34 protein-coding genes are annotated in these 25,669 nt (G+C 49.9%); all 34 read left to right on the top strand.

The window, feature by feature from the left end; translation table 11 throughout:
* Positions 1–107: 107 nt before the first annotated feature.
* The gene (rpoC, locus tag NBZ79_RS13935) at positions 108–4,292 is read left to right on the top strand and encodes a DNA-directed RNA polymerase subunit beta' (protein WP_251933098.1); all 4,185 of its coding nucleotides are present in this window, start codon (positions 108–110) and stop codon (positions 4,290–4,292) included.
* 429 nt (positions 4,293–4,721) lie between these two features.
* On the top strand, positions 4,722–5,093 hold the full coding sequence (rpsL, locus tag NBZ79_RS13930; protein ID WP_251933097.1) for a 30S ribosomal protein S12: 372 nt from the start codon (positions 4,722–4,724) through the stop codon (positions 5,091–5,093).
* A gap of 11 nt (positions 5,094–5,104) precedes the next feature.
* On the top strand, positions 5,105–5,575 hold the full coding sequence (rpsG, locus tag NBZ79_RS13925; RefSeq protein WP_251933095.1) for a 30S ribosomal protein S7: 471 nt from the start codon (positions 5,105–5,107) through the stop codon (positions 5,573–5,575).
* Between the two features lie 23 nt (positions 5,576–5,598).
* A complete protein-coding gene (fusA, locus tag NBZ79_RS13920; RefSeq protein ID WP_251933093.1) occupies positions 5,599–7,674 on the top strand; it encodes an elongation factor G in 2,076 nt (691 codons plus the stop codon).
* A 39-nt stretch (positions 7,675–7,713) separates the two neighbouring features.
* Complete coding sequence (gene tuf, locus NBZ79_RS13915) at positions 7,714–8,904, top strand: elongation factor Tu (RefSeq protein ID WP_251933092.1); 1,191 nt, start codon at positions 7,714–7,716, stop codon at positions 8,902–8,904.
* A 57-nt stretch (positions 8,905–8,961) separates the two neighbouring features.
* Positions 8,962–9,276, top strand: a complete 315-nt coding sequence (rpsJ, locus tag NBZ79_RS13910; RefSeq protein WP_161315724.1) for a 30S ribosomal protein S10 — start codon at positions 8,962–8,964, stop codon at positions 9,274–9,276.
* Between the two features lie 5 nt (positions 9,277–9,281).
* Positions 9,282–10,046 carry a 50S ribosomal protein L3 gene (gene rplC / locus NBZ79_RS13905; RefSeq protein WP_420854541.1) on the top strand — a complete coding sequence of 255 codons (765 nt, stop codon included), beginning with the start codon at positions 9,282–9,284 and terminating at the stop codon, positions 10,044–10,046.
* Positions 10,047–10,057: 11 nt separating this feature from the next.
* Complete coding sequence (gene rplD / locus NBZ79_RS13900) at positions 10,058–10,678, top strand: 50S ribosomal protein L4 (protein ID WP_251933091.1); 621 nt, start codon at positions 10,058–10,060, stop codon at positions 10,676–10,678.
* Positions 10,675–10,968, top strand: coding sequence for a 50S ribosomal protein L23 (locus tag NBZ79_RS13895; protein ID WP_251933090.1), 294 nt, complete (start codon positions 10,675–10,677; stop codon positions 10,966–10,968). Before rplD ends, NBZ79_RS13895 begins: the two co-directional genes overlap by 4 nt.
* 3 nt (positions 10,969–10,971) lie before the next feature.
* Positions 10,972–11,808 (top strand): 50S ribosomal protein L2, encoded by an 837-nt coding sequence (gene rplB, locus NBZ79_RS13890; protein ID WP_251933089.1) that lies wholly within the window; start codon positions 10,972–10,974, stop codon positions 11,806–11,808.
* A 9-nt stretch (positions 11,809–11,817) separates the two neighbouring features.
* On the top strand, positions 11,818–12,096 hold the full coding sequence (gene rpsS, locus NBZ79_RS13885) for a 30S ribosomal protein S19 (protein WP_251933088.1): 279 nt from the start codon (positions 11,818–11,820) through the stop codon (positions 12,094–12,096).
* 2 nt (positions 12,097–12,098) lie between these two features.
* Positions 12,099–12,479, top strand: coding sequence for a 50S ribosomal protein L22 (gene rplV, locus NBZ79_RS13880; RefSeq protein ID WP_251933087.1), 381 nt, complete (start codon positions 12,099–12,101; stop codon positions 12,477–12,479).
* Positions 12,479–13,204, top strand: a complete 726-nt coding sequence (gene rpsC, locus NBZ79_RS13875) for a 30S ribosomal protein S3 (protein ID WP_251933086.1) — start codon at positions 12,479–12,481, stop codon at positions 13,202–13,204. The genes rplV and rpsC overlap by 1 nt, the downstream gene beginning before the upstream one ends.
* Positions 13,205–13,221: 17 nt before the next feature.
* Positions 13,222–13,641: a 50S ribosomal protein L16 gene (gene rplP, locus NBZ79_RS13870; RefSeq protein WP_251933084.1), complete on the top strand. Its 420-nt coding sequence runs from the start codon at positions 13,222–13,224 to the stop codon at positions 13,639–13,641.
* A 2-nt stretch (positions 13,642–13,643) separates the two neighbouring features.
* On the top strand, positions 13,644–13,835 hold the full coding sequence (gene rpmC, locus NBZ79_RS13865) for a 50S ribosomal protein L29 (RefSeq protein WP_251933083.1): 192 nt from the start codon (positions 13,644–13,646) through the stop codon (positions 13,833–13,835).
* A 12-nt stretch (positions 13,836–13,847) separates the two neighbouring features.
* On the top strand, positions 13,848–14,084 hold the full coding sequence (rpsQ, locus tag NBZ79_RS13860; RefSeq protein WP_251933081.1) for a 30S ribosomal protein S17: 237 nt from the start codon (positions 13,848–13,850) through the stop codon (positions 14,082–14,084).
* A 35-nt stretch (positions 14,085–14,119) separates the two neighbouring features.
* Positions 14,120–14,488, top strand: a complete 369-nt coding sequence (gene rplN, locus NBZ79_RS13855) for a 50S ribosomal protein L14 (protein ID WP_251933080.1) — start codon at positions 14,120–14,122, stop codon at positions 14,486–14,488.
* Positions 14,488–14,811, top strand: a complete 324-nt coding sequence (rplX, locus tag NBZ79_RS13850) for a 50S ribosomal protein L24 (RefSeq protein ID WP_251933079.1) — start codon at positions 14,488–14,490, stop codon at positions 14,809–14,811. Before rplN ends, rplX begins: the two co-directional genes overlap by 1 nt.
* A gap of 11 nt (positions 14,812–14,822) precedes the next feature.
* Complete coding sequence (gene rplE / locus NBZ79_RS13845) at positions 14,823–15,371, top strand: 50S ribosomal protein L5 (protein ID WP_251933077.1); 549 nt, start codon at positions 14,823–14,825, stop codon at positions 15,369–15,371.
* Between the two features lie 18 nt (positions 15,372–15,389).
* On the top strand, positions 15,390–15,695 hold the full coding sequence (gene rpsN / locus NBZ79_RS13840) for a 30S ribosomal protein S14 (RefSeq protein WP_251933075.1): 306 nt from the start codon (positions 15,390–15,392) through the stop codon (positions 15,693–15,695).
* Positions 15,696–15,707: 12 nt separating this feature from the next.
* Positions 15,708–16,106, top strand: coding sequence for a 30S ribosomal protein S8 (gene rpsH, locus NBZ79_RS13835; RefSeq protein ID WP_251933073.1), 399 nt, complete (start codon positions 15,708–15,710; stop codon positions 16,104–16,106).
* A 9-nt stretch (positions 16,107–16,115) separates the two neighbouring features.
* The gene (gene rplF / locus NBZ79_RS13830) at positions 16,116–16,649 is read left to right on the top strand and encodes a 50S ribosomal protein L6 (RefSeq protein ID WP_251933071.1); all 534 of its coding nucleotides are present in this window, start codon (positions 16,116–16,118) and stop codon (positions 16,647–16,649) included.
* A gap of 9 nt (positions 16,650–16,658) precedes the next feature.
* On the top strand, positions 16,659–17,021 hold the full coding sequence (gene rplR, locus NBZ79_RS13825; protein WP_251933069.1) for a 50S ribosomal protein L18: 363 nt from the start codon (positions 16,659–16,661) through the stop codon (positions 17,019–17,021).
* A gap of 11 nt (positions 17,022–17,032) precedes the next feature.
* A complete protein-coding gene (gene rpsE, locus NBZ79_RS13820) occupies positions 17,033–17,596 on the top strand; it encodes a 30S ribosomal protein S5 (protein ID WP_251933068.1) in 564 nt (187 codons plus the stop codon).
* The gene (gene rpmD / locus NBZ79_RS13815; protein WP_251933066.1) at positions 17,589–17,774 is read left to right on the top strand and encodes a 50S ribosomal protein L30; all 186 of its coding nucleotides are present in this window, start codon (positions 17,589–17,591) and stop codon (positions 17,772–17,774) included. The genes rpsE and rpmD overlap by 8 nt, the downstream gene beginning before the upstream one ends.
* Positions 17,775–17,811: 37 nt before the next feature.
* Positions 17,812–18,291 carry a 50S ribosomal protein L15 gene (gene rplO / locus NBZ79_RS13810; protein ID WP_251933065.1) on the top strand — a complete coding sequence of 160 codons (480 nt, stop codon included), beginning with the start codon at positions 17,812–17,814 and terminating at the stop codon, positions 18,289–18,291.
* A 52-nt stretch (positions 18,292–18,343) separates the two neighbouring features.
* The gene (secY, locus tag NBZ79_RS13805) at positions 18,344–19,690 is read left to right on the top strand and encodes a preprotein translocase subunit SecY (protein WP_420854540.1); all 1,347 of its coding nucleotides are present in this window, start codon (positions 18,344–18,346) and stop codon (positions 19,688–19,690) included.
* Positions 19,687–20,337 carry an adenylate kinase gene (locus tag NBZ79_RS13800; protein WP_251933063.1) on the top strand — a complete coding sequence of 217 codons (651 nt, stop codon included), beginning with the start codon at positions 19,687–19,689 and terminating at the stop codon, positions 20,335–20,337. Before secY ends, NBZ79_RS13800 begins: the two co-directional genes overlap by 4 nt.
* Positions 20,338–20,440: 103 nt before the next feature.
* Positions 20,441–20,809 carry a 30S ribosomal protein S13 gene (gene rpsM, locus NBZ79_RS13795; protein ID WP_251933061.1) on the top strand — a complete coding sequence of 123 codons (369 nt, stop codon included), beginning with the start codon at positions 20,441–20,443 and terminating at the stop codon, positions 20,807–20,809.
* Position 20,810: 1 nt separating this feature from the next.
* Complete coding sequence (gene rpsK, locus NBZ79_RS13790; RefSeq protein WP_251933060.1) at positions 20,811–21,200, top strand: 30S ribosomal protein S11; 390 nt, start codon at positions 20,811–20,813, stop codon at positions 21,198–21,200.
* A 65-nt stretch (positions 21,201–21,265) separates the two neighbouring features.
* A complete protein-coding gene (locus NBZ79_RS13785; protein ID WP_251933059.1) occupies positions 21,266–22,312 on the top strand; it encodes a DNA-directed RNA polymerase subunit alpha in 1,047 nt (348 codons plus the stop codon).
* Positions 22,313–22,342: 30 nt separating this feature from the next.
* Entirely contained in the window at positions 22,343–22,780 is a 438-nt protein-coding gene (gene rplQ / locus NBZ79_RS13780) for a 50S ribosomal protein L17 (protein WP_251933057.1), read from the top strand.
* 161 nt (positions 22,781–22,941) lie between these two features.
* On the top strand, positions 22,942–24,360 hold the full coding sequence (locus NBZ79_RS13775; RefSeq protein ID WP_251933056.1) for a DegQ family serine endoprotease: 1,419 nt from the start codon (positions 22,942–22,944) through the stop codon (positions 24,358–24,360).
* Positions 24,357–25,661: a replication-associated recombination protein A gene (locus NBZ79_RS13770; protein ID WP_251933055.1), complete on the top strand. Its 1,305-nt coding sequence runs from the start codon at positions 24,357–24,359 to the stop codon at positions 25,659–25,661. The genes NBZ79_RS13775 and NBZ79_RS13770 overlap by 4 nt, the downstream gene beginning before the upstream one ends.
* Positions 25,662–25,669: the final 8 nt, after the last annotated feature.

Below are 25,669 nucleotides of genomic sequence, written 5' to 3'. Positions count from 1 at the left end.
TCCGGCGCAAGCCGGGACCTCTTACGACGACGGTCACAGATAACGAAATTTAGGCCGCATTTGTTGCGCCGCCCGGAGCCACCGGGTTTAAATAGGAGAGATGGTCCATGAATGAGTTGATGAACCTTTTTGGTCAGCCACAGGGCACTCAGGCTTTTGATGAAATCCGGATTTCGATTGCGTCCCCAGAACGCATCCGGTCCTGGTCCTTTGGTGAGATCAAGAAACCTGAAACCATCAATTACCGAACATTCAAGCCAGAAAAAGATGGCCTTTTCTGCGCCAGAATATTTGGCCCGATAAAAGATTACGAATGTTTGTGCGGTAAATATAAGCGCATGAAATACCGCGGCATTACATGTGAGAAATGCGGTGTTGAAGTTACATTGTCGAAAGTTCGCCGTGAACGTATGGCTCATATCGAGCTAGCGTCGCCTGTGGCTCATATCTGGTTCCTGAAATCCCTGCCGTCCCGTATCGGACTGTTGCTGGATATGACGTTGAAAGACCTGGAACGCATCCTTTACTTCGAAAACTATGTTGTGATCGAACCTGGCTTGTCACCGCTTAAACAGTTCCAGCTGTTAAGCGAAGAAGAGCATATGGATGCGCAGGACGAGTATGGCGAAGATGCCTTTACTGCCGGTATCGGTGCAGAAGCTATTCGTGATATTCTTTCCGCCCTTGATCTGGAAGCTATCCGCGATGAAATCCGTGAAGAAATGCGGACAACCACCTCGGAGGCGAAGCCACGGAAGTTGGCGAAGCGCCTTAAAATTATTGAAGCTTTCATGGAATCAGGCAACCGTCCTGAATGGATGATCCTGCAGGTAATTCCGGTTATCCCGCCTGAATTGCGCCCGCTTGTGCCACTTGACGGTGGCCGGTTCGCAACGTCGGACCTGAACGATCTCTATCGCCGGGTTATTAACCGGAACAACCGTTTGAAGCGGCTGATCGAACTGCGTGCTCCGGATATCATTGTCCGGAACGAAAAGCGGATGCTTCAGGAATCAGTCGATGCCTTGTTTGACAATGGCCGCCGTGGCCGGGTTATTACAGGTGCCAATAAACGTCCGCTTAAATCCTTGTCCGATATGCTTAAAGGTAAGCAGGGACGTTTCCGTCAGAACCTGCTTGGTAAACGTGTCGACTATTCTGGACGATCCGTTATCGTTGTTGGACCGGAACTGAAGTTGCACCAATGCGGGTTGCCGAAGAAAATGGCGCTCGAGCTCTTTAAACCGTTTATCTATGCCAAGCTTGAACTAAAAGGCATGGCGGCGACGGTTAAGATGGCCAAGAAACTGGTTGAAAAGGAGCGGCCGGAAGTTTGGGATATACTTGAAGAAGTTATCCGCGAACATCCTGTGCTATTGAACCGGGCACCGACTTTGCACAGACTTGGTATTCAGGCATTTGAACCTGTTTTGATCGAGGGTAAGGCAATTCAATTGCATCCGTTGGTCTGTACAGCTTTCAACGCTGACTTTGATGGCGACCAGATGGCCGTTCATGTACCGTTGTCCCTTGAAGCGCAGCTCGAAGCCCGTGTCCTGATGATGTCTACCAACAACATCTTGAGCCCGGCCAGTGGTAAGCCGATTATCGTTCCAAGTCAGGACATCGTTCTTGGTATTTATTACCTGACAATGGATATTGAAAACGAGCCAGGCGAAGGCATGGTCATCGCGGACGTTGCGGAAGCGACACACGCCATCGAGCATAATATCCTGACGCTTCACAGTAAGATCAAAACGAAGATTACTGTCACTCATGAAGACGGGTCGCAAACACGGGAGCTGGTTGAAACGACACCGGGCCGTATGCTGATCGAAGAAATTCTTCCGAAGAATGCCAAAATCAGCTTCAATCTGATTAACCGCCTGTTGACCAAGAAGGAAATCACCCAGGTGATTGACGAGGTTTATCGTCATTGCGGTCAGAAGGAAACGGTTATATTTGCCGACCGGATCATGGGTCTGGGATTTGCGCATGCGTGCCGTGCCGGTATTTCTTTCGGCAAGGACGACATGAGAATTCCGGTTTCGAAGGAAGCTCTTGTTGAGGATACTCGGAAACTCGCCGAAGAATATGAGCGCCAATATTATGATGGCCTGATTACGCAAGGTGAGAAGTACAACAAGGTTATTGATGCCTGGTCACAATGTACGGACAAGGTTGCGGATGAAATGATGAAGGTCATTGAAGCCGTGGAAATGGACGAGGATGATCGCCAGGTTGGTATTAACTCAATCTTTATGATGGCCAATTCCGGAGCCCGTGGTTCCGCGGCCCAGATGAAGCAGCTGGCGGGAATGCGTGGATTGATGGCGAAGCCGTCCGGCGAGATCATTGAAACACCGATTATCTCCAACTTTAAGGAAGGGTTGAGCGTTCTTGAATATTTCAACTCGACCCATGGAGCCCGTAAAGGTCTTGCAGATACAGCCTTGAAAACCGCTAACTCCGGTTATCTGACACGCCGTCTTGTTGATGTCGCGCAGGATTGCGTCGTCATCGTTGAGGATTGCGGAACAGAAAAAGGTGTAACTGTTCGTGAAGTCGTCGAAGGCAGTGATATTATTTCACCGCTCAGCGCACGACTTCTGGGTCGGACCGCAGCAGTTGATGTCGTTAATCCAATAACGGGTGACGTCATTGTCGCCGGCGGTGAAATGTTCGATGAACAGACTTCTGTGCTGGCCGAAACCGGTGGGGTGGAACAGGTTCTGATCCGCTCCGTGTTGACATGTGAAACTAAAGGCGGGATTTGCGGTAAATGTTATGGCCGTGACCTGGCGCGGGGAACCCCTGTCAATATTGGCGAAGCAGTTGGCGTTATTGCAGCGCAATCAATTGGTGAGCCGGGTACCCAGCTGACCATGCGGACATTCCATATTGGGGGTACGGCGCAGGTTGCTGAAGTTTCCTCTATCGAAGCATCGCACGAGGGAACGATTAAAATCGAAAACCGCAATGTGGTTATCGACAGCAGCGGCCGTCCGATTGTTATGGGACGGAATGCTGAACTTGTTCTTGTTGACAGCAATAACCGCGAGCGGGCACGCCATAGAATTAATTATGGTACACGCTTGCTTGTTGACGACGGAGAAATCGCGAAACCAGGTGATAAACTGGCGCAATGGGATCCGTTTACAACGCCGGTGATTACGGAACTTGAAGGTGTCGTCGGATATAAAGATCTGGTCAATGGTGTATCGATTGTCGATCAGGTCGATGAAGCCACTGGTATCGCTCGTAAGATCGTCGTGGATTGGAAGCAGCAGCCGAAAGGCAGCGATTTGCGTCCCCGGGTGACATTGCGTGACGACAAAGGGGAGCTTCTCACATTGCCAAGTGGCCATGAGGCACGGTACTTCCTGCCTGTAGACGCGATCTTGTCCGTGGAAGATGGTGCTTCTGTTCAGGCCGGTGATATTATCGCGCGTATTCCGAAGGAAAGCTCGAAAACGAAGGATATTACAGGTGGTCTGCCGCGTGTGGCGGAACTATTTGAAGCGCGACGTCCGAAAGACCATGCGATTATTGCCGAAGCAGACGGCTTTGTTGAATTTGGAAAAGACTACAAATCCAAGCGCCGGGTTTCCATTCGTCCTGAGGGCGAAGGGGCTGAACCGGTTGAGTATTTAATTCCAAAAGGCAAGCATCTTGCAGTTAATGAAGGGGATTATGTAAGGGTAGGGGATTACCTGCTTGATGGTAATCCTGCACCGCATGATATTCTGAAAGTCCTGGGTGTTGAAGCATTGGCGAACTTCCTGATCAATGAAATTCAGGATGTCTACCGTTTGCAAGGCGTGCCGATCAACGACAAACATATTGAAGTTATCTGCCGTCAGATGTTGCAGAAAGTCGAGATTGAAAAATCTGGTGAAAGCACGTTCCTTATTGGTGAGCATGTTGATCGCGAAGAATTTGAAGCTCAAAATCTGAAACTGGCTGACGAGGGACTTGAGCCTGCGCAAGGAAGCCCAATTTTGTTGGGTATCACGAAAGCAAGCTTGCAGACGAATTCCTTTATCTCAGCGGCATCTTTCCAGGAAACGACCCGCGTTCTTACCGAGGCCTCTGTCGCCGGCAAGAAAGATACACTGACAGGCCTGAAAGAGAATGTCATTGTTGGTCGGTTGATCCCGGCGGGAACCGGTGCACAGATGACCCGCCTTAAACTGCAGGCAGCTGCCCGTGACCGGGAACTTCAGGAAAATTCGGCTCCAGCTGAGTTGGATGTGCCAGAGTCGTCCGAAGAAATGCCGGCTGCAGAATAAAAAGGAATCGCGATGCTCTTAACGGGGGATCGAGAATAGATTCTTGAAAATGAGAGAAACGGTGCTCCGAAATGAGCGCCGTTTTTTCGTAGAGAAGAGTGTTTTCTTCGGGTATTTGAGAAGAAGCATTTGAATTGCCCGCAGAATGCCACATTCTGTGCTAAATACATGGCTCAAGGAGGCAAGAAACTGCGGTTTGAAGACTTTAATGAAATCGCAATCTTTTCTGCTTGACTGGGAAGTGACTCGCCCATATATTGCGCGCTCCTGACAACCTTGTTGCTTAGTTTTTTCCGTGCGTCGTCAGGATTTTGTCAAAAAACGTGCGTGTTAAGTCTTTTCGGGTGGACGCAAAAAACCCCGACCGCGAGCAGAGCCGCAGCTGCACGCGGCTGTGCTATTTGCGGTATGAAATTGATAGGAACAAGAATGCCTACTATTAATCAGCTGATTAGAAATCCGCGCAAATCGCCGGTTTCGCGTAATAAAGTGCCTGCTATGGAAGCATGCCCGCAGAAACGTGGTGTTTGCACAAGAGTGTATACGACAACGCCTAAAAAGCCGAACTCGGCTTTGCGTAAAGTCGCCCGTGTTCGTCTGACGAACGGTTTTGAAGTGACAAGTTATATCCCGGGTGAGGGGCATAACCTGCAGGAACATTCCGTCGTCTTGATTCGTGGCGGTCGTGTAAAAGATTTGCCTGGTGTCCGATATCACATCATTCGTGGTGTTCTGGATACACAAGGTATTAATGATCGCCGCCAACGCCGCTCCAAATATGGCGCGAAGAAGCCTAAATAAGGAATTATCGGATGTCACGTCGTCACGCCGCAGAAAAGCGCGAAGTCCTACCAGACGCAAAATTTGGTGATGTTGTTCTGACCAAGTTCATGAACTCCCTGATGCTTGCGGGCAAAAAAACTACAGCAGAAGGTATCGTTTATGGTGCCTTCGACATGATTGAAAAGAAAACTGGAAATAGTCCGGTTGAAGTATTTCACGAAGCTCTCGATAAAATTAAGCCGGATCTTGAAGTGCGGTCCCGCCGGGTTGGTGGAGCGACATATCAGGTGCCTGTTGAGGTTCGTTCCGATCGCGCTCAGGCGCTGGCAATTCGTTGGTTGATTTCAAGCGCTCGTAAACGCTCAGAGGTGACAATGGTTGATCGGCTGTCTGGCGAGATTCTGGATGCGTCCAACGAGCGTGGTGGCGCTGTTAAAAAACGCGAAGATACACATAAGATGGCTGAAGCGAACCGCGCTTTTGCTCATTATCGCTGGTAGAAGTTTAGGCTAGGATTTCGGATATGGCACGCACAACGCCCATCGAAGATTACCGCAATATTGGGATTATGGCCCATATTGATGCAGGTAAGACGACAACAACAGAGCGCATTCTGTATTACACAGGTGTGTCGCACAAAATTGGTGAAGTCCATGACGGCGCGGCCACGATGGATTGGATGGAGCAGGAGCAGGAGCGGGGTATTACAATTACGTCTGCTGCGACGACTTGCTTTTGGAATGATCATCGGATCAATATCATCGATACACCTGGCCATGTTGACTTCACAATTGAAGTAGAGCGGTCCCTTCGGGTGCTTGACGGTGCCGTCGCTGTATTTGACGGTGTTGCTGGTGTTGAGCCGCAATCCGAAACAGTTTGGCGTCAGGCGGATAAATACCGGGTGCCGCGTATGTGTTTCGTCAACAAGATGGATCGTACCGGTGCTGATTTCTACAAATGTGTAGATATGTTCAAGACACGCTTGGGTGCTGTCCCGCTTGTTCTGCAATTGCCGATTGGGTCGGAAGCAGAGTTTGAAGGCGTTGTTGACCTGATCCGGATGCAGGAAATTGTCTGGACCGGCGAAGAAATGGGCGCGGCTTTTGAGTATCGCGACATTCGCCCTGACCTTGCGGATAAGGCTGCCGAATATCACGAAGCAATGGTTGAGACAGCCATTGAATCCGATGAAGCAGTTCTGGAAGCCTATCTTGAAGGGAACGAGCCAGATGCGGATACGCTTCGTCGCTGCATTCGTGCAGGGACCCTGGCCGGATCTTTTGTGCCGGTTCTTACAGGAACAGCCTTTAAAAACAAAGGTGTGCAGCCGCTTCTTGATGCCGTGATTGACTTTATGCCGTCGCCGATTGATATCGGTGGTACCGACGGTGTTGACGTGAAGACGGATGAAGACATCAAGCGTCTTCCTTCGGATGACGAGCCTTTCGCAGGCCTGGCCTTTAAGGTAATGACGGATCCATTTGTTGGATCGTTGACCTTCGTTCGTGTTTATTCCGGTGTTCTTGAGGCCGGTACACAAACACTGAATTCTGTGAAAAATAATCGTGAACGTGTTGGCCGGATGCTGCAGATGCATGCAAACAGCCGGGAAGATGTTAAAGAAGCCCGCGCAGGCGATATCGTCGCGATTGCAGGTCTTAAAGGAACAACGACAGGGGATACCCTGTGTGACTCCAATAAGCCGGTTATTCTGGAACGTATGGAATTCCCAGAGCCAGTGATTGAAATTGCGGTTGAGCCTAAGACAAAGACAGACCAGGAAAAAATGGGTGTTGCCTTGAACCGTCTGGCTCAGGAAGATCCCTCTTTCCGGGTGACCAGTGATTACGAAAGCGGTCAGACCATTATCAAGGGAATGGGTGAGCTGCATTTGGACATCATCGTGGATCGCATGAAGCGGGAATTTGGTGTTGAGGCGAATATTGGGGCGCCGCAGGTTGCGTACCGTGAGAGTATCACGCAAGAAGCTGAGCTGGATTACACGCATAAGAAACAATCTGGTGGTTCCGGCCAGTTTGCCCGGATTAAACTGGTTGTGAAACCAGGTGAGCCAGGTGCTGGATTTACCTTTGATGACACGATTACCGGTGGTGCTGTTCCTAAGGAATACATTCCGGGCGTTCAAAAAGGCGTAAAAGACATCGTTGAGACAGGTGTTCTTGCCGGTTTCCCGCTTATCGATGTTGATGTGAAACTGATCGACGGAGCGTATCATGATGTTGATAGTTCTGTGATGGCATTTGAAATCGCCGGTCGTTCAGCCATGCGTGAAATCGCGCGTAAAGCCGGACTGCGCCTTCTCGAGCCGCTTATGAAAGTCGAGATCGTTACACCGGATGAGTATATCGGTGACGTAATGGGCGACTTGAACAGTCGTCGTGGTCAGGTGACCGGAACAGAACAGCGCGGTGTCGCGCAAGTAGTGAATGCAATGGTGCCACTGGCCAACATGTTTGGCTATGTGAACAACCTTCGGTCTCAGACCCAGGGGCGTGCAACCTTTAGCATGGTATTCGACCATTATGAACAAGTGCCACAACACGTATCAGATGAAGTTCTGGCGAAGTTGGCGTAATTGAAGAGCTGAGGCAGCCGGAGAAAACGGAGAGATAAAATGGCCAAAGAGAAATTTGATCGTAGTAAACCGCATTGTAACATAGGAACGATTGGTCATGTTGACCATGGTAAGACGACGCTGACGGCGGCGATTACGAAAGTTCTTGCGGACGCGAGTGGCGGTGCAGCGTTTGCGTTTGACGAAATTGACAAGGCGCCTGAAGAGAAGGCGCGTGGGATTACGATTTCGACAGCGCATGTTGAATATGAGACGGATGCGCGTCATTACGCCCATGTTGATTGCCCGGGCCATGCGGATTATGTGAAGAACATGATCACGGGCGCGGCGCAGATGGATGGGGCGATTTTGGTTGTGTCTGCCGCGGACGGACCGATGCCACAGACACGGGAGCATATCCTGCTTGCGCGTCAGGTTGGTGTTCCGGCGCTAGTGGTGTTCATGAACAAGGTTGACCAGGTTGACGACGAAGAGCTTCTGGAGCTTGTTGAAATGGAAATCCGGGAATTGCTTTCCGAGTATGAATTCCCTGGAGACGATATTCCGATTGTTGCCGGTTCTGCCCTGGCAGCGCTTGAAGGCCGTGACCCTGAAATCGGCGCGGACGCGATCATGAAGCTGATGGCGGCGGTTGATGAGTACATTCCTCAGCCTGAGCGTGAAATTGACAAGGCTTTCTTGATGCCGATCGAAGATGTGTTTTCGATTTCCGGTCGGGGCACGGTTGTGACCGGTCGTATTGAAAGCGGCGTTGTGAATGTCGGTGAAGAAGTTGAGATCATCGGTATCCGGGATACAACGAAGACGACTTGTACAGGTGTTGAAATGTTCCGCAAGCTTCTGGACCGCGGAGAGGCCGGCGATAACGTTGGTGTTCTTCTTCGGGGTACGAAGCGTGAAGATGTTGAGCGTGGCCAGGTTCTGGCGAAGCCGGGATCGATCACCCCGCATACGAACTTCAAGGCAGAAGCCTACATTCTGACGAAAGATGAAGGCGGGCGTCATACACCGTTCTTTACCAACTACCGTCCGCAGTTTTACTTCCGGACAACAGATGTAACCGGTGTTGTTTCCCTGCCGTCGGGCACGGAGATGGTGATGCCGGGCGACAATGTAACAATGGACGTTGAGTTGATTGCGCCGATTGCCATGGATGAAGGCCTGCGTTTCGCTATTCGCGAAGGTGGCCGGACCGTCGGTGCCGGCGTCGTCGCAAGCGTTTCTAAATAAGACTATTTTTGCAGCCCTTCGGGGCTGCTTTGTTTCTCTTCTGGAGTGACCAGAGTAATGGAAAACCAAAATATCCGCATCCGCCTTAAAGCGTATGATCATCGTGTTCTTGATGCATCGACAGGTGAAATTGTTAATACGGCCAAGCGCACTGGCGCCCAGGTTCGTGGTCCAATTCCACTGCCAACGCATATTGATAAATATACGGTCCTTCGGGGTCCGCATATTGACAAGAAATCACGTGAGCAGTTCGAAATCCGGACACATAAACGTCTCCTGGATATCGTCGAACCAACTCCGCAGACGGTGGACGCACTTATGAAACTGGATCTCGCCGCTGGTGTCGACGTGTCCATTAAGTTGTTGGGGTAAGTCAGATGCGTAGTGGATTGATCGCAAAAAAATTGGGAATGACCCGGGTCTTTTCAGACGATGGCATGCAGTTACCCTGCACTGTCCTCGAAGTTGAAAATTGTCAGGTTGTTGCTCATCGCAAGACGGAAACTCATGGTTATAACGCCATGCAGCTGGGTGTCGGCAAAGCCAAGGTAAAAAATGTCAATAAAGCAATGCGTGGACATTATGCGAAAGCCGAAGTCGAGCCGAAAATGAAACTTGCTGAATTTCGTATCCAGGATGACGCCTTCGTCGATGTTGGATCCGAGCTGACAGCAGATCATTTTGTCGCTGACCAGTTTGTTGACGTCGTTGGAACGAGTATCGGTAAAGGTTTTGCCGGTGCCATGAAACGGCATAACTTTGGTGGTATGCGGGCAACACATGGTGTGTCTGTATCTCATCGGGCACATGGATCTACCGGTCAGTGTCAGGATCCTGGAAAAGTCTTCAAAGGTAAGAAGATGGCTGGTCACATGGGTGCGGTACGGGTCACAACCCAAAACCTGCGGATCGTGCAGACTGATGTCGAACGTGGTCTTGTCCTGGTTCGGGGCGCTGTACCCGGATCGAAAGGTTCCTGGGTTTTTATCGCCGATGCCGTCAAGAAAAACCGTCCTGACAACGCGCCATTTCCGGCCGCTGTTGCGACAACGGCCTCTGAAGCAGCGCCTGCAGAAGATGTAGCGCCTGCTGATACACCGGCCGAGGAAACACCAGCAACCGATACAACGGCTGAAGAATAGGGAATGTTGGAATGAAGGTGAACGTAATTAACCTCGACAACAAGAAGGCCGGTGATATTGAACTGGCTGACGAGGTTTTTGGATTGGCTCCGCGTGCGGATCTGCTCCAGAGAATGGTAAAGTACCAACTGGCTGGACGCCGGTCAGGCACCCACAAGATCAAGGGTGTTGCCGAAGTTTCCGGTACAGGTGCAAAACCGTTCAACCAAAAAGGTACTGGCCGGGCACGGCAAGGTCAAAAGCGCGCTCCGCACCAACGTGGCGGCGGTGTTGCTCATGGCCCGGTTGTGCGCAGTCATGCAATTGACCTGCCGAAGAAAGTGCGGAAGCTTGCATTGAAAACGGCATTGTCTGCGAAACATGCTGAAGGAAAGCTGATCATCATTGATGAGCTGAAAGCCAAAGACGTTAAGACGAAAGTCATGGCTGGAAAATTTAAAACTCTGGGCTGGGATTCAACATTGATTGTTGATGGTCTGGAAATGGATAAGAACTTCGCATTGTCAGCACGCAATCTGCCGCGAGTGGATTTGTTGACCTCTAACGGGGCAAATGTTTATGACATCCTGCGCCGTGATGTTCTTGTGTTGACGAAAAGTGCAGTAGAAAGCCTGGAGGCACGACTGAAATGAACCAGGAAAACTTATATGATGTCCTGCTGGCTCCCGTGGTTACTGAAAAGTCCACAATGGGGTCGGAATTTAATCAGGTCACGTTTCGTGTTGCTCTCGATGCGACCAAGCCTCAGATCAAGCAAGCTGTTGAGAAGCTGTTTGATGTGAAGGTGATGAACGTCAATACCAACCGGACTAAAGGTAAGGTAAAGCGTTTTCGGGGTCGTCTTGGCAAGCGGTCTGATTACAAGAAGGCAGTGGTCACCCTCGCAGAGGGCCAGGCCATCGATGTGACGACGGGGATATAAACAATGGCGTTGAAGAATTACAAACCGACGACACCCTCGCAGCGTGGATTGATCCTTGTTGATCGTTCAGACCTGCATAAGGGAAAACCGGTCAAAGCCCTGACAGAGGGACTTTCAAGCTCTGGTGGTCGGAATAACTATGGCCGGATTACTGCGCGTCGTCGCGGTGGCGGACATAAACGATCCTACCGTCTTGTGGATTTCAAGCGTCGCAAGTTTGACGTCTCGGCAACTGTTGAGCGGTTGGAATATGACCCAAACCGGACAGCATTCATTGCCCTTATCCGGTATGAAGATGGTGAGCAGGCTTATATTTTGGCTCCGCAGCGTGTTTCTGCCGGAGACAAAGTGATTTCGGGTGAAAGCGTCGATATCAAGCCGGGCAACGCGATGCCGATGAAGAATATGCCGGTTGGTACGATTATCCATAACGTGGAAATGAAACCGGGCAAGGGCGGGCAGATGGCTCGGTCAGCAGGAACATATGTTCAGTTGATTGGTAAAGATGCCGGTTACGCTCAGTTACGTTTGGCGTCTGGTGAGCAGCGGATTGTTCCTGCAGAATGCATGGCAACAGTTGGCGCCGTGTCCAATCCGGATCAGAAAAACATCAAGCTTGCGAAAGCGGGCCGCAGCCGCTGGCTCGGTAAGCGTCCGTCTGTTCGTGGTGTTGCCATGAACCCGGTTGACCATCCACATGGTGGTGGTGAAGGCCGGACTTCAGGCGGTCGCCATCCGGTTACACCTTGGGGTGTACCAACAAAGGGTAAGCGGACACGTTCGAACAAGTCCACCGATAAAATGATCATGCGGCGCCGTCCGCAAAAGCGGAAGAAGTAGGAGCGCCCAATGGCACGTTCAGTATGGAAAGGTCCCTTCGTCGATGGATATCTGCTCAAGAAAGCAGAGACAGCGCGCGACAGTGGCAGAAAACAAGTTATCAAGACCTGGTCTCGCCGGTCGACGATCCTCCCGCAATTTGTGGGCCTGACTTTTGGTGTTTATAACGGTCAGAAATTCGTTCCTGTCCTGGTTGATGAGGACATGGTGGGGCATAAGTTTGGGGAATTTTCTCCCTCGCGGACATATTACGGTCATACGGCCGATAAAAAGGCTCGGAGAAACTAATCATGGGTAAACAGTCTCTTCAACGGCAACTGAAAGACACGGAAGCGCTTGCCATCGGCAATCGTATCCGCGTTAGTCCTCAGAAACTTAATCTTGTCGCCGGACTTATTCGCGGTAAATCTGCGGAAGCTGCGCTTTCTGAACTTACTTTCTCCAAGCGGGCAATTGCACGCGACGTAAAGAAGGTTCTTCAGTCTGCAATTGCCAATGCAGAAAATAACCATCAGTTGGATGTTGACCAGCTGGTCGTAGCAGAAGCGCATGTTGGTAAGTCATTAGTCATGAAGCGGATGAGACCACGGGGACGAGGGCGCTCAAGCCCAATCCTGAAACCCTTCAGCAATATCACGATCGTTGTGCGTGAACGCGAGGAGCAAGAATAATGGGTCAAAAAGTAAATCCAATTGGCCTGCGGGTCGGGATCAACCGTACTTGGGATTCCCGTTGGTATGCAAAGAATGATTATGCGCAGCTGTTGCATGAAGATGTTCGTATTCGCGAGTTTCTTGAAAAGCAGCTGGAGCAGGCTGGTGTCAGTAAAATAGTCATCGAGCGCCCGGCGAAAAAGGCACGCGTTACTATTCATTCAGCCCGCCCCGGTGTGATTATCGGTAAAAAGGGCGCTGATATCGAAAAATTGCGGGCGGCGATTGCCAAGATCACAGCATCTGATGTTCATTTGAATATCGTTGAGATCCGCAAGCCTGAAATTGATGCAAAACTGGTTGCCGAGAATATCGGTCAGCAGTTGACGCGGCGTGTTTCTTATCGGCGGGCAATGAAGCGGGCGGTTCAGTCTGCGTTGCGGCTTGGTGCGGAAGGTATCCGGATCAACTGTGCAGGTCGTCTGGGCGGTGCTGAAATTGCCCGAACAGAATGGTATCGTGAAGGTCGGGTGCCGTTGCACACATTGCGTGCCAACATTGATTATGGAACAGCGCGTGCGTTGACCACATATGGGATCATCGGAATCAAGGTGTGGATCTACAAGGGCGAAATCATGGAACATGATCCAATGGCCCAAGATAAGCTGCAAGAAAAACAACAGGCCGGTGGCCGCCCAGCGGGCAATCGTCCTGCCGGACGTCCCGGTGGTCGTCGGAATTAAGGTAAAGGGGTGATCTCATGCTTCAACCGAAGCGCACAAAATTTCGTAAAGCGCATAAAGGGCGCTTGAAGGGAATAGCAACTTCAGGTACAACGCTGAACTTCGGCGCGTATGGTCTGAAAGCTGTTGAGCCTGGACGTATTACGGCACGGCAAATCGAAGCGACTCGTCGGGCAGTTACACGTCATATTAAACGTGCCGGTCGCGTCTGGATTCGGATTTTTCCGGATGTGCCAGTATCGAAGAAACCGACAGAAGTTCGGATGGGTAAAGGTAAGGGGTCTCCAGAGTACTGGATGGTCCGTATTCAGCCCGGAAAAGTAATGTTTGAACTCGATGGTGTGCCGTTAGAGCTCGCCAAAGAGGCCTTCGAAAGAGGGGCGGCAAAATTGCCGATCAAAACGAAATTTGTTACCCGTCTTGGTGAAGGGGATTAGCTGTGAAAGCACAGGAATTACTCGGTAAAAGCGCCGATGAACTGAAAGACGAGCTGTTACAGCTCAAGAAAGAACAGTTCAATTTGCGGTTCCAAGCTGCCAGCGGGCAATTGGAAAATACGACGCGTCAACGCCAGGTCCGTCGCGACATAGCCCGTATCAAAACGGTTATGTCCGCGAACGCGGCGTCATAGGAGAAGAAAGCGATGCCAAAGCGTATCCTGCAAGGAACAGTTGTAAGCGACAAGAACAGTCAGACTGTTGTTGTTAAAGTTGATCGTCAAGTGATGCATCGGCTTTACAAAAAATACATAGGCCAGTCTAAAAAGTACCACGCCCATGATGAGAAAAATCAGTTTAAGCAAGGGGATGTTGTCCGCATTCAGGAATGCCGACCTTATTCCAAGCTGAAACGATGGGAAGTCTTATACGACGTCGCCTAATTTAGCGAGTTTGTACCAAACAAAGGTAAACGACTATGATTCAAATGCAAACCAACCTGGATGTTGCCGATAATTCCGGTGCGAGACGGGTGCAGTGCATTAAAGTTTTGGGTGGCTCCAAACGCAAGACAGCTTCTGTGGGCGACGTTATCGTCGTTTCTGTGAAAGAAGCTATTCCGCGGGGCCGCGTCAAAAAAGGTGATGTCCAGCGGGCTGTCATCGTGCGCACTAAGAAAGAAATCCGCCGTGCTGATGGCACTGCGATCCGGTTCGATAGCAACGCGGCTGTTCTAGTGAACAAGCAGGGCGAGCCCGTCGGAACCCGTATTTTTGGCCCGGTTACACGTGAACTTCGTGGCAAAAATTACATGAAAATCATTTCTCTTGCGCCGGAGGTCCTCTAATGGCTGAAAAATTTGCTGTGAAAAAGGGCGACAAAGTAGTTGTTCTTGCCGGTAAGGATAAAGGCAAGCAAGGCGAGATTGTTCGTATTGTACGCGAAGATCGCCGCGCTTTTGTCTCTGGTGTGAATATGGTCAAGCGCCATACGAAACAGAGCCAGACCGAAGCTGGTGGAATTGTGGAAAAAGAAGCCTCAATTCATCTTTCAAACATTGCTCTGCTTGATCCAAAAGACGGCAAGGCAACTCGTGTTGGCTATAAACAACTAGATGACGGTCGGAAGGTTCGCTTTGCTAAGCGCTCCGGCGAAGTTATTGATAGTTAAAGGAAAAGTCGATGACAGCGCCAAGACTTAAAACATTATATAACGAGGAGCTTCGGTCGAAGCTTCAGGAAAAATTCAGCTACAGCAATGTGATGGAGATTCCAAAACTGGATAAAATCGTCATCAATGTTGGCTGTGGTGAAGCGGTGGCTGATTCTAAGAAAATCAAATCTGTTGAATCTGAGCTTGCAAAAATTTCTGGTCAGAAACCAGTTGTTACAGTTGCCAAGCAATCCATTGCAACTTTTAAACTTCGTGAAGGTATGCCTATCGGCGCGAAGGTTACGCTGCGCAAGAATCAAATGTATGAATTTCTTGATCGGCTCGTAAATATCGCCTTGCCCCGGGTTCGGGACTTCCGCGGTGTTTCACCCAAAAGCTTTGACGGTCGCGGCAACTACGCCATGGGCCTGAAAGAGCAAATTGTCTTCCCGGAAATCCATTATGATGATGTTACGGATGTACGGGGAATGGATATCGTGATCTGTACCACTGCGAGAACAGATGAAGAAGCCCGCGAGCTTCTGTCTGGTTTCAGCGTGCCGTTCAAGATTAATTGATCCTAGGAGTTAATTGAAATGGCTAAGAAAAGTGCTGTTGAAAGAGATCTTAAGCGTCGTCGTTTGATCGACAAATATGCCGCGAAACGGGCAGAGCTTAAGGCCATCAGCAAAGACGAAAATCTACCAGGTGAAGAGCGCTTTGCGGCGCGTCTGAAACTGGCTGCCCTACCGCGTAATTCTTCGGCAACCCGGGCTCGCAATCGTTGTGAGCTTACAGGTCGCCCACGTGGTGTTTATCGTAAATTGAAACTATCCCGTATCGGTCTTCGTGACATGGCTTCCAATGGCCAGATACCGGGCATGGTTAAATCGAGCTGGTAGGGAGATACAGATATGTCAATGAGTGATCCTATCGGCGATATGCTGACCCGTATTCGTAACGGTCAGCAAGCCCAGAAATCTTCCGTAAAGAGCCCGTCTTCCAAACTGCGTATGAACGTTTTGGAAGCGCTGAAACGGGAAGGTTACATTCGTGGTTACGAAGTATCAGAGCCTGAAAAAGGGAAGCCTGAACTTTCAATCGAATTGAAATATTACCAGGGTAAAGGCGTTATCGAATATGTCAGCCGGGTGTCAAAACCAGGTCGTCGTGTTTATTCAGGCGTTAAAGACCTGCCGACAATCCGGAACGGTCTTGGTGTCGCGATTTTGTCCACACCTAATGGTGTTCTTTCTGATAATGAAGCTCGCGAAGCCAATGTTGGCGGCGAAATTCTCTGTCAGTTGTACTAGGAGGGAAGTATGTCTCGTATTGGTAAGCATCCTGTGACGATCCCTTCTGGTGTTGATGTGCAACTCGCAGAACAGGATATCACGGTTAAAGGCAGCAAAGGCGTTTTGTCGATGACATTTGTTGATGATGTCTTGGTTTCACGTGAAGATGACAAAATCTGGGTCAAACCACGGAATGAAGGCACTCGAAGCCGTCAGATGTGGGGGATGCAGCGGACATTGCTGAATAACCTGGTTGAAGGTGTTTCAGAGGGCTTCACGAAGAAACTTGAAATTGTCGGCGTTGGATATCGTGCGGCTGTTCAGGGTAAAAACCTCAAGCTGAACCTCGGGTACAGCCATGATGTGGATTTTGCTATTCCGGATGGAATTGAAATCAAGTGCCCGACGCAAACAAGCATCGAAGTTTCCGGTGCGGATAAGCAGAAGGTCGGTCAAGTGGCTGCTGTTATCCGGTCATATCGGAAACCAGAGCCGTACAAAGGCAAGGGTGTCAAATATGCGGACGAGTTTATCTTCCGTAAAGAAGGCAAGAAGAAGTAGGAACGGATCATGTCTAGCACAAAAAAATTGTTCGAACGCCGTCGGCAGAGAAACCGGACCCGACTTCGCAAGGTATCTAATGGCAGCCTTCGCTTGTCTGTTCATCGTACTTTGCAACAGATCTATGTACAGGTTATCGATGATGCCGCGGGTAAAACACTTGCGTCAGCCTCTAGTCTTGAAAAAGACCTTCGTGGGTCGCTGAAAAGCGGTGGTAATAAAGATGCCGCGGCTGCAGTTGGTAAACTGATTGCAGAACGGGCGCTTAAAGCCGGCGTTAAAGAAGTCGCGTTTGATCGCGGCGGATACAAATTTCATGGCCGGGTCAAAGCCCTTGCCGAAGCCGCCCGCGAGGGCGGGCTGTCCTTCTAGGGGAATTGACAATGTTGAGACCTGACCAAAATGATAAAGGCGATTCAGAGTTCGTCGATAAGCTGGTTCACATTAACCGTGTGGCTAAAGTTGTTAAAGGTGGCCGTCGGTTTGGCTTCGCAGCCCTGGTGGTTGCCGGAGATCAAAAAGGCCGCGTTGGCTACGGCCATGGTAAAGCACGTGAAGTGCCTGAAGCCATTCGTAAAGCCACGGAAGCTGCGAAGCGCAACATGATCCGTGTTCCCCTTCGGGAGGGCCGGACACTTCATCATGACGTAAAGGGACGTTTTGGTGCGGGACGTGTTGTCCTTCGGTCGGCACCTGCCGGTACCGGAATTATCGCCGGTGGTCCGATGCGTGCGGTTTTCGAAACTCTTGGTGTACAGGATGTTGTGACGAAATCCATCGGAACATCCAACCCGTACAACATGGTCAAGGCAACTTTTGAAGCCTTGAAAGAAATGAACTCTCCACGGATGGTTGCTGCAAAACGCGGCAAAAAAGTCTCTGATGTTGTAGGCCGCCGTGCTTCTGACGCCGGTGCAGACGCTGGAAAGGAAAAGGTTGATGGCTAAGGCAACAATCAAGGTTACTCAAACCGGAAGCCCAATTGGACGACACAAGTCACAGCGGGCAACATTGGTTGGCATGGGTCTGAACAAGATGCATCGCACCGTCGTACTTGAGGATACACCGTCAATTCGTGGCATGGTCCGTAAAGTCAGTCATCTGGTACAGGTTGAGGAAGCGTAAAGCTGCCTCTTCTTGTTTCGTTTAAGGAATATTGAACATGCGTTTAAATCAAATTGCCGACAACCAAGGATCGACGAAAAATCGGATGCGGGTTGGTCGGGGTATCGGTTCCGGAAAAGGTAAGACTTCCGGCGCGGGTCAAAAAGGTCAAAAATCTCGGTCAGGTGTTGCCATCAAGGGTTTTGAAGGCGGCCAGATGCCCATTCATCGCCGTTTGCCAAAGCGCGGTTTCAACAATATCTTCCGCAAGGAATTTGCTGTTGCCAATCTTGGTCGCGTGCAGCAAGCGATTGATGCCAAAAAATTGAACACTAAAGAAACCATCACTATTGCAATGCTTCAAGAAGCGGGTGTGGTAGGCAAAGTCGTTGATGGCGTTCGGTTATTGGCGAAAGGCGAGCTTACTTCGAAAGTCTCTTTTGAAGTGTCTGGTGCGTCCAAGTCAGCAATCGAGGCAGTTGAAAAAGCTGGCGGAACAGTTACTTTAACAGCTACCGAAACCGCAAAAAGCGAATAACAAACACAAACAGGATAGCAATTCAGTTTTGTTTTATCCGGAGTATTTCTAAATGGCGTCTGCAGCAGAACAAATGGCTTCTACCATGAGTTTCGGTGCCTTTTCAAAGGCAACGGAACTTAAGAAGCGGTTATGGTTCACGCTCTTTGCTCTGGTTGTGTACCGGATCGGGACATATATCCCTATTCCAGGTGTCGATCCGACAATTTTGGCAGATGTTTTTTCCCAGAATTCCGGTGGTATTCTGGGGATGTTCGACGTGTTTGCGGGGGGCGCACTTGGTCGGATGACTATCTTTGCCCTCAATATTATGCCGTATATCTCGGCTTCTATCATCATGCAATTGATGACGTCGATTTCGCCGCAAATGGCGCAATTGAAGAAAGAAGGCGAGCAGGGGCGTAAGAAGATAAATCAATATACCCGCTACGGAACTGTGTTTTTAGCGGCACTGCAAGGATATGGTATCTCAGCTGGCCTGGAAGGAATGTCTTTGTCAACCGGACAATCAGCCGTGATTGACCCGGGCATGCATTTCCGGATTATTACGGTTATTACGCTGGTCAGCGGCACGGTCTTTTTGATGTGGCTTGGTGAACAGATTACGGCACGCGGTGTTGGTAACGGAATTTCATTGATTATTTTCGCCGGTATTGTTGCGGAACTGCCAAGTGCCTTGGTTGGAACGCTTGAACTAGGCCGGACAGGCGCGCTTTCCTCAATCGTCATATTGGTCTTGCTGATAATGTCGGTCGCGGTGATTGCCTTTATCGTCTTTATGGAACGGGCACAGCGACGTGTTCTTATTCAATATCCGAAGCGGCAACGGGGCAACAAGACGTATGGTGGACAGAACTCACATCTACCATTGAAGTTGAACACCGCTGGTGTTATCCCGCCGATTTTTGCCTCATCACTATTGTTGATGCCGACGACTGTGGCTAGTTTCAGCGCAGGTTCTGGGCCGGAATGGTTGAATACCCTGACAGCGATGGTAGGGCATGGCCAGCCGCTTTATATGATGTTGTATATTGCCGGTATCGTGTTTTTCTGTTTTTTCTACACAGCGGTTGTTTTCAACCCCGATGATACTGCTGACAACCTGAAAAAGCATGGTGGTTTTGTGCCCGGCATACGGCCAGGTAAGCGGACGTCTGAATATCTTGATTATGTGCTGACCCGTTTGACCGTTGTTGGTGCCGCTTATTTGTCTCTGGTTTGTATTCTTCCAGAAATTCTTGTCGCTCAGTGGGCCGTTCCTTTTTACTTTGGTGGCACATCCTTGTTGATCGTTGTTTCTGTAACCATGGATACGGTTGCACAAATCCAAAGCCATCTGGTTGCCCATCAATATGAAGGCCTGGTGAAGAAATCAAAACTTGGGGGTCGACGGAAATGATTCTCATACTTTTGGGGCCTCCCGGAGCTGGTAAGGGGACACAGGCACAAAGACTTCAGGACAAACATGGTCTTGTACAGCTTTCGACAGGGGACATGTTGCGGGCAGCTGTAGCTGCGGGATCTGAGGTTGGCCTTAAAGCCAAGTCAGTCATGGAAAGCGGCGGACTGGTATCTGACGATATCATGACCCGAATTATTTCAGATCGGCTGGACGAGCCGGACTGTGAAAACGGTGTCATCCTGGACGGTTTTCCGCGGACGGATGCGCAGGCTGTCGCTTTGGATGAAATGCTGAAATCCAAGGGACTTGAGCTAAATGCCGTAATTGAGATGAAAACAGACGACAACATACTTGTAGAGCGTATTACGGGTCGCTATACATGTGCGAAATGTGGGGCCGGTTATCATGACAGTTTCTTGAAACCGGCAAAAGAAGGTATCTGCGATAAGTGCGGTGGCAGTGAGTTTACACGGCGCAATGACGATAACGCAGAGACAGTAATTTCAAGGCTTAAAGCCTACCACGATCAGACGGCGCCTCTACTTCCTTATTATCGGGGTAAAGGTATTTTGAAACAAGTCGATGGCATGGCCGGTATTGACGAAGTGACACAGCAAATGGAAGCTGCGTTACAAGCAATCTAAAGTGTTGACTAGGTAATACAAAATTATATAATCGCGCGCTTCCCGCAAGCGCTGGAGACGACGGGTCAGGACGACCCGATTTTGGTGATGAGGAGAGACTAGCGTGGCTCGTATTGCTGGTGTAAATATCCCGACGAATAAACGGGTTGTGATTGCACTAACTTATATTCATGGAATTGGACCTGCAAAGGCCAAGGAAATCTGTGACACAGTTGGATTGGCATCTGAATTGCGTGTAAACGCATTGAGTGATGCTGAAGTAGTGAAAATTCGCGAAACTATCGATAGCGATCATCTTGTTGAAGGTGATCTGCGTCGACAGACGTCGATGAATATTAAACGTTTGATGGATCTCGGTTGTTACCGCGGATTGCGTCATCGTCGCGGTTTGCCCGTTCGCGGACAGCGTACGCATACAAATGCCCGTACCCGTAAGGGTCCGGCGAAAGCAATTGCTGGGAAGAAGAAGTAATATGGCTCGGGATAAAACACGCGTTAAACGTCGCGAACGTAAAAATATTATTTCTGGTGTCGCTCATGTTAGTGCGACCTTTAATAATACAAAGATCATGATCACGGATGCACAGGGCAACGCTATCGCCTGGTCATCTGCCGGATCACAAGGGTTTAAAGGCTCTCGTAAATCCACACCATTTGCAGCACAGATTGCTGCAGAGGATGCCGGCAAAAAAGCCATGGATCACGGGATGAAAACACTTGAAGTTGAAGTCAAGGGGCCTGGCTCTGGGCGCGAATCAGCGTTACGGGCACTTCAGGCCGTTGGGTTCAATATTACATCCATTCGGGATGTATCACCAATTCCTCACAATGGGTGCCGCCCTCCAAAACGCCGTCGCGTCTGAGAGCTATCCTGTTGTGAAAACGGATTATTCGATCCGTTATGTTGTTATGAAGAAATCGCAGGTCCATGGTGGGCCTGCAAAGCTATGAGGTCAATGCCGTGATTCAGCAAAACTGGAAAGACCTAATCCAGGCCAACCTCTCCGTCGAGCAAGGAGAGCAGAGCGATCGGGAAGCTACAATAGTTGCCGAGCCTTTGGAAAGAGGGTTCGGTTTAACATTGGGTAATGCACTGCGCCGCGTATTATTATCAAGTCTGCAGGGCGCTGCAATTACCTCGATCCAAATCGATAATGTATTGCACGAGTTTTCATCAATTGCCGGCGTCCGTGAAGACGTAACGGACATTGTTTTGAATTTGAAAACCCTTGCCATTCGTAGCCATGCAGAAGGACCGCAACGGATGGTTCTGAAAGCATCCGGCCCCTGTGAAGTTACAGCCGGCATGATTGATACGGGTGCCGATATTGAAATAATGGATCCTGATCAGGTTCTTATGACCCTGGACGATGGTGCAACGATCTCAATGGAAATGAATGTTGAGACGGGTAAGGGATATGTTGCCGGTGCGGCAAACCGTCCTGAAGATGCGCCCATCGGTCTTATTCCAATGGATAGCTTATACAGCCCCGTCCGGAAAGTTTCCTACAAGGTTGAAGCTGCCCGTGAAGGCCAGGTTCTGGACTATGATAAGTTGACATTGAAAGTCGAAACGAACGGAACTGTTACACCGGAAGATTCGGTCGCATTTGCCGCGCGCATTTTGCAGGAGCAATTCCAGCTGTTCGTCAATTTTGACGAGCCTGAAGAGGTTGTCGTCAAGGAAGAGCGAGAAGAGCCGGAATTTAACCGGAATCTTCTTCGTAAGGTTGACGAACTCGAGCTTTCTGTTCGGTCTGCAAACTGCTTGAAGAACGACAATATTGTTTATATTGGCGATCTCATTCAGAAAACAGAAGCAGAAATGCTGCGGACACCGAATTTCGGCCGTAAGAGCTTGAACGAAATCAAGGAAGTATTGGCCCAGATGGGTCTGCATCTTGGAATGGATGTGCCAAATTGGCCGCCTGAGAATATTGAAGACATGGCGAAACGCCTGGAAGAACCTTTTTAGAACAGCACCCTTTGCTGTGGAGTAAGAAAAATGCGTCATCGTAAATCTGGGCGGAAGCTCGGCCGGACATCTTCTCATCGTAAAGCGATGTTTGCCAATATGGCAGCGTCTCTGATCAAGCATGAGCAAATCCAGACAACTTTGCCAAAAGCAAAGGATCTGCGTCCAATTGTCGAAAAACTGATTACCTTGGGTAAACGCGGCGGTTTGCATGCGCGTCGGCAGGCATTGGCAGAGCTGAACGAAAAGTCAGCTGTTGATAAACTGTTTACAACACTTAGCGAACGCTATGCTGATCGGGACGGTGGATATACACGGGTCTTGAAAGCGGGTTTTAGAACGGGTGACGCTGCACCAATGGGTGTGATTGAGCTTGTTGACCGTGACGTGGATGCGAAAGGGCAGGATTCCGGTCCAGACCAGAATGCTGACGAAGAAGAAGTTTTGGAAGCTGAAGCCGTCGCTTAAGCATTCCGCACATAGAATTAAAAGGGCAGCCGAATGGCTGCCTTTTTTTTCGCAAATTTTGGTGAAGAGGCGCAATGAGTTAGCGGGAACTTGAAAACTGCGCTAAAATATTCACCTTAATGGAGATAGGTATTTATTATTTGCCGGATAAGCTGGAGACCATGAAAAAGATCACGATTAACGCCACGGGACTATGCCTTGCCCTGTCACTGATGACTTTCGGGGGTGGGTCGAGTATTGCTGAAGATGTGGTGCCGACAAGCCAGGCTGAAGTTATGCTGTCCTTTGCACCTTTGGTTAAAAAGGCGGCGCCGGCAGTGGTCAATATATTTACCAAAAAGCACGCCACCCAATCCCATCCGACAATTTTTGATGATCCGTTTTTCAAGAGGTTTTTCGGCCGGAATTTCGGACCAAAAAAAGACCGGGAGCAGGTTCAGAATTCCTTGGGTTCTGGTGTCATAGTTGATGATAATGGCATTATCGTTACAAACTATCATGTGGTTGCTGGTGCTGATGAAATTACTGTGGCGCTTCAGGATCGACGGGAATTTGACGCCAGGCTTGTTGTCGAAGACGAACGGACGGATCTTGCAATATTGAAGATTGAGCCGGAAGAAACTCCTTTTCCATTTCTGGAATTTACGGATTCAGATACACTGGAAGTGGGCGATCTTGTCATCGCAATCGGTAACCCATTCGGGGTTGGACAAACGGTGACCAGTGGTATTGTATCGGCGCTTGATCGAAGTGCCGGCGTCAGTAACGATATCCAGTCTTTTATTCAAACAGACGCGGCAATTAACCCTGGAAATTCCGGTGGAGCCTTGTTGACAATGGACGGTAAGCTAGCTGGTATTAATTCAGCGATTTTCAGTAAAAACGGGGGATCCTTGGGAATTGGCTTCGCCATTCCCTCCAACCTTGTCAGAGCCGTTCTCAAAAATGGCTTGGCGACAGGTAAAGTTACCCGGCCGTGGCTTGGAGCAATTGGTCAGGCGGTAACCAGTGATGTTGCGGATGGGTTAGGGCTGGAAAAACCGGGCGGTGTCCTTGTTAATCGTGTCCATCCGCTGAGTGCAGCACATGCTGCCGGTTTACGGGTAGGGGATGTTATCATCGCCATCGATGCAAAGCCTGTTTACAACCTCGATGCCCTAATCTTCAGGATATCCTCAGGCGAGCTTGGCAAACCCACGGTATTGGATATTTACCGCAGCGGTAAGCTTATGGACGTGACCATGCTATTGAAGCCGGCGCCGGAGCAGCCGCTGAAAAATCTCATGACGCTCAACGGACCTCAGCCGCTTGCCGGTGCGACAGTCGGTAATTTATCACCAGCCCATGCGATTGAGCTGGGTATGCCGGCTTTTGCGAGTGGGGTGGTGGTGACATCGGTTGCCCGTGGCAGCATTGCAGAACGCTATGGATTAAGACCGCGGGATATCCTCCTCACGGTAAATGGGCAAAAGGTCACCGAGGTAATGCAAGCGCAGTCGGTTCTTTTATCTGAGAAAAATACCTGGGAAATACAAATCCGCCGGAGAGGCCGAACATTATCCTTTCGGGTCAGTTCGTGAGTTCATTGTTTGATCAGAGCGGCGATAACAAGGACGTGGGTCGTCCGCTGGCCGATCGACTGCGGCCAGCAAGCCTCAATGAGGTTGTTGGCCAGGATCATCTGCTTAAAGGGGAGGCACCCCTTCGCCGTATGCTTGAAGCTGACTGGCTGGCGTCCATTATATTCTGGGGGCCGCCGGGCTGTGGGAAAACTACCATTGCTCGGCTTTTGGCTCAGGAAGTTGATTTGCATTTCGAGCAGATCTCTGCCGTTTTCTCTGGTGTAGCCGATCTTCGAAAGGCATTTGAAGCCGCAAAAATTCGACGCCAGGATGGCAAGCGAACTTTGTTATTTGTCGATGAAATTCACAGATTTAACCGGGCTCAACAGGATGGCTTTCTCCCGTATGTTGAAGATGGCACGATTACGCTGGTTGGCGCGACAACCGAAAATCCTTCCTTCGAGCTGAACGGTGCGCTTCTATCGCGCTGTCAGGTTCTGGTATTGGAGCGGCATGACACGGATTCGCTAACTGCATTACTAATGCGGGCTGAAGAGTTGGAAGGTAAATCGGCTCCCTTAACGGATGACGCGAAGGAAGCGTTGGTTCATCTTGCCGACGGGGATGGACGCTTCTTTTTGAACATGGTTGAGGCTGTGTTTCGTTCAGGGGAGGCGGTGCTGGATGTTGACGGTCTGTCCAAAGTAATTTCAAAACGTGCACCTGCTTATGACAAAGACCGGGATGGGCACTATAATCTGATCAGTGCCTTGCATAAGTCCCTGCGTGGTTCGGATGTCGATGCGGCCCTTTACTGGTTCTCACGGATGCTGGACGGCGGGGAAGACCCTCTGTATCTGGCGCGCCGACTCGTACGGTTTGCGGTTGAAGATATCGGTATGGCCGATCCCAACGCGTTAGTTCAGGCAAATGCCGCAAAAGAGGCCTTTCAGTTTTTGGGATCGCCGGAAGGAGAGTTGGCCATAGCGCAATCCGTTATCTATCTGGCGACGGCACCGAAATCCAATGCGGGATATGCGGCTTATAAGCTATCAAGAGCTGCTGCGCGCAAATATGGTTCACATATGCCGCCAAAGCATATATTAAATGCACCGACAGGTATGATGAAGGATATGGGATATGGCGCAGATTACGCCTATGACCATAATTCCGAAGACGGATTTTCCGGCCAGAATTATTTTCCAGAAGAAATGGCTCGGGAAAACTATTATGTGCCGGTGGAGCGTGGATTCGAACGTGAAATTCAAAAGCGCTTGGAATACTGGTCGCGTCTTCGGGCCAAAAAGCAGGCGAAGTAGACAATAGT

The sequence above is a fragment of the Sneathiella marina genome (assembly GCF_023746535.1).
GTDB classification, from domain to species: Bacteria; Pseudomonadota; Alphaproteobacteria; order Sneathiellales; family Sneathiellaceae; genus Sneathiella; species Sneathiella marina.
This window is presented reverse-complemented; position numbering and strand designations above follow the sequence as displayed.

Excerpts from the sequence above, each read along its gene's own strand:
- rpoC (WP_251933098.1), top strand. The coding sequence starts at position 108 with ATGAATGAGTTGATGAACCTTTTTGGTCAGCCACAGGGCACTCAGGCT.
- rpsL (WP_251933097.1), top strand. The coding sequence starts at position 4,722 with ATGCCTACTATTAATCAGCTGATTAGAAATCCGCGCAAATCGCCGGTT.
- rpsG (WP_251933095.1), top strand. The coding sequence starts at position 5,105 with ATGTCACGTCGTCACGCCGCAGAAAAGCGCGAAGTCCTACCAGACGCA.
- fusA (WP_251933093.1), top strand. The coding sequence starts at position 5,599 with ATGGCACGCACAACGCCCATCGAAGATTACCGCAATATTGGGATTATG.
- tuf (WP_251933092.1), top strand. The coding sequence starts at position 7,714 with ATGGCCAAAGAGAAATTTGATCGTAGTAAACCGCATTGTAACATAGGA.
- rpsJ (WP_161315724.1), top strand. The coding sequence starts at position 8,962 with ATGGAAAACCAAAATATCCGCATCCGCCTTAAAGCGTATGATCATCGT.
- rplC (WP_420854541.1), top strand. The coding sequence starts at position 9,282 with ATGCGTAGTGGATTGATCGCAAAAAAATTGGGAATGACCCGGGTCTTT.
- rplD (WP_251933091.1), top strand. The coding sequence starts at position 10,058 with ATGAAGGTGAACGTAATTAACCTCGACAACAAGAAGGCCGGTGATATT.
- NBZ79_RS13895 (WP_251933090.1), top strand. The coding sequence starts at position 10,675 with ATGAACCAGGAAAACTTATATGATGTCCTGCTGGCTCCCGTGGTTACT.
- rplB (WP_251933089.1), top strand. The coding sequence starts at position 10,972 with ATGGCGTTGAAGAATTACAAACCGACGACACCCTCGCAGCGTGGATTG.
- rpsS (WP_251933088.1), top strand. The coding sequence starts at position 11,818 with ATGGCACGTTCAGTATGGAAAGGTCCCTTCGTCGATGGATATCTGCTC.
- rplV (WP_251933087.1), top strand. The coding sequence starts at position 12,099 with ATGGGTAAACAGTCTCTTCAACGGCAACTGAAAGACACGGAAGCGCTT.
- rpsC (WP_251933086.1), top strand. The coding sequence starts at position 12,479 with ATGGGTCAAAAAGTAAATCCAATTGGCCTGCGGGTCGGGATCAACCGT.
- rplP (WP_251933084.1), top strand. The coding sequence starts at position 13,222 with ATGCTTCAACCGAAGCGCACAAAATTTCGTAAAGCGCATAAAGGGCGC.
- rpsQ (WP_251933081.1), top strand. The coding sequence starts at position 13,848 with ATGCCAAAGCGTATCCTGCAAGGAACAGTTGTAAGCGACAAGAACAGT.
- rplN (WP_251933080.1), top strand. The coding sequence starts at position 14,120 with ATGATTCAAATGCAAACCAACCTGGATGTTGCCGATAATTCCGGTGCG.
- rplX (WP_251933079.1), top strand. The coding sequence starts at position 14,488 with ATGGCTGAAAAATTTGCTGTGAAAAAGGGCGACAAAGTAGTTGTTCTT.
- rplE (WP_251933077.1), top strand. The coding sequence starts at position 14,823 with ATGACAGCGCCAAGACTTAAAACATTATATAACGAGGAGCTTCGGTCG.
- rpsN (WP_251933075.1), top strand. The coding sequence starts at position 15,390 with ATGGCTAAGAAAAGTGCTGTTGAAAGAGATCTTAAGCGTCGTCGTTTG.
- rpsH (WP_251933073.1), top strand. The coding sequence starts at position 15,708 with ATGTCAATGAGTGATCCTATCGGCGATATGCTGACCCGTATTCGTAAC.
- rplF (WP_251933071.1), top strand. The coding sequence starts at position 16,116 with ATGTCTCGTATTGGTAAGCATCCTGTGACGATCCCTTCTGGTGTTGAT.
- rplR (WP_251933069.1), top strand. The coding sequence starts at position 16,659 with ATGTCTAGCACAAAAAAATTGTTCGAACGCCGTCGGCAGAGAAACCGG.
- rpsE (WP_251933068.1), top strand. The coding sequence starts at position 17,033 with ATGTTGAGACCTGACCAAAATGATAAAGGCGATTCAGAGTTCGTCGAT.
- rpmD (WP_251933066.1), top strand. The coding sequence starts at position 17,589 with ATGGCTAAGGCAACAATCAAGGTTACTCAAACCGGAAGCCCAATTGGA.
- rplO (WP_251933065.1), top strand. The coding sequence starts at position 17,812 with ATGCGTTTAAATCAAATTGCCGACAACCAAGGATCGACGAAAAATCGG.
- secY (WP_420854540.1), top strand. The coding sequence starts at position 18,344 with ATGGCGTCTGCAGCAGAACAAATGGCTTCTACCATGAGTTTCGGTGCC.
- NBZ79_RS13800 (WP_251933063.1), top strand. The coding sequence starts at position 19,687 with ATGATTCTCATACTTTTGGGGCCTCCCGGAGCTGGTAAGGGGACACAG.
- rpsK (WP_251933060.1), top strand. The coding sequence starts at position 20,811 with ATGGCTCGGGATAAAACACGCGTTAAACGTCGCGAACGTAAAAATATT.
- NBZ79_RS13785 (WP_251933059.1), top strand. The coding sequence starts at position 21,266 with ATGGTGGGCCTGCAAAGCTATGAGGTCAATGCCGTGATTCAGCAAAAC.
- rplQ (WP_251933057.1), top strand. The coding sequence starts at position 22,343 with ATGCGTCATCGTAAATCTGGGCGGAAGCTCGGCCGGACATCTTCTCAT.
- NBZ79_RS13775 (WP_251933056.1), top strand. The coding sequence starts at position 22,942 with ATGAAAAAGATCACGATTAACGCCACGGGACTATGCCTTGCCCTGTCA.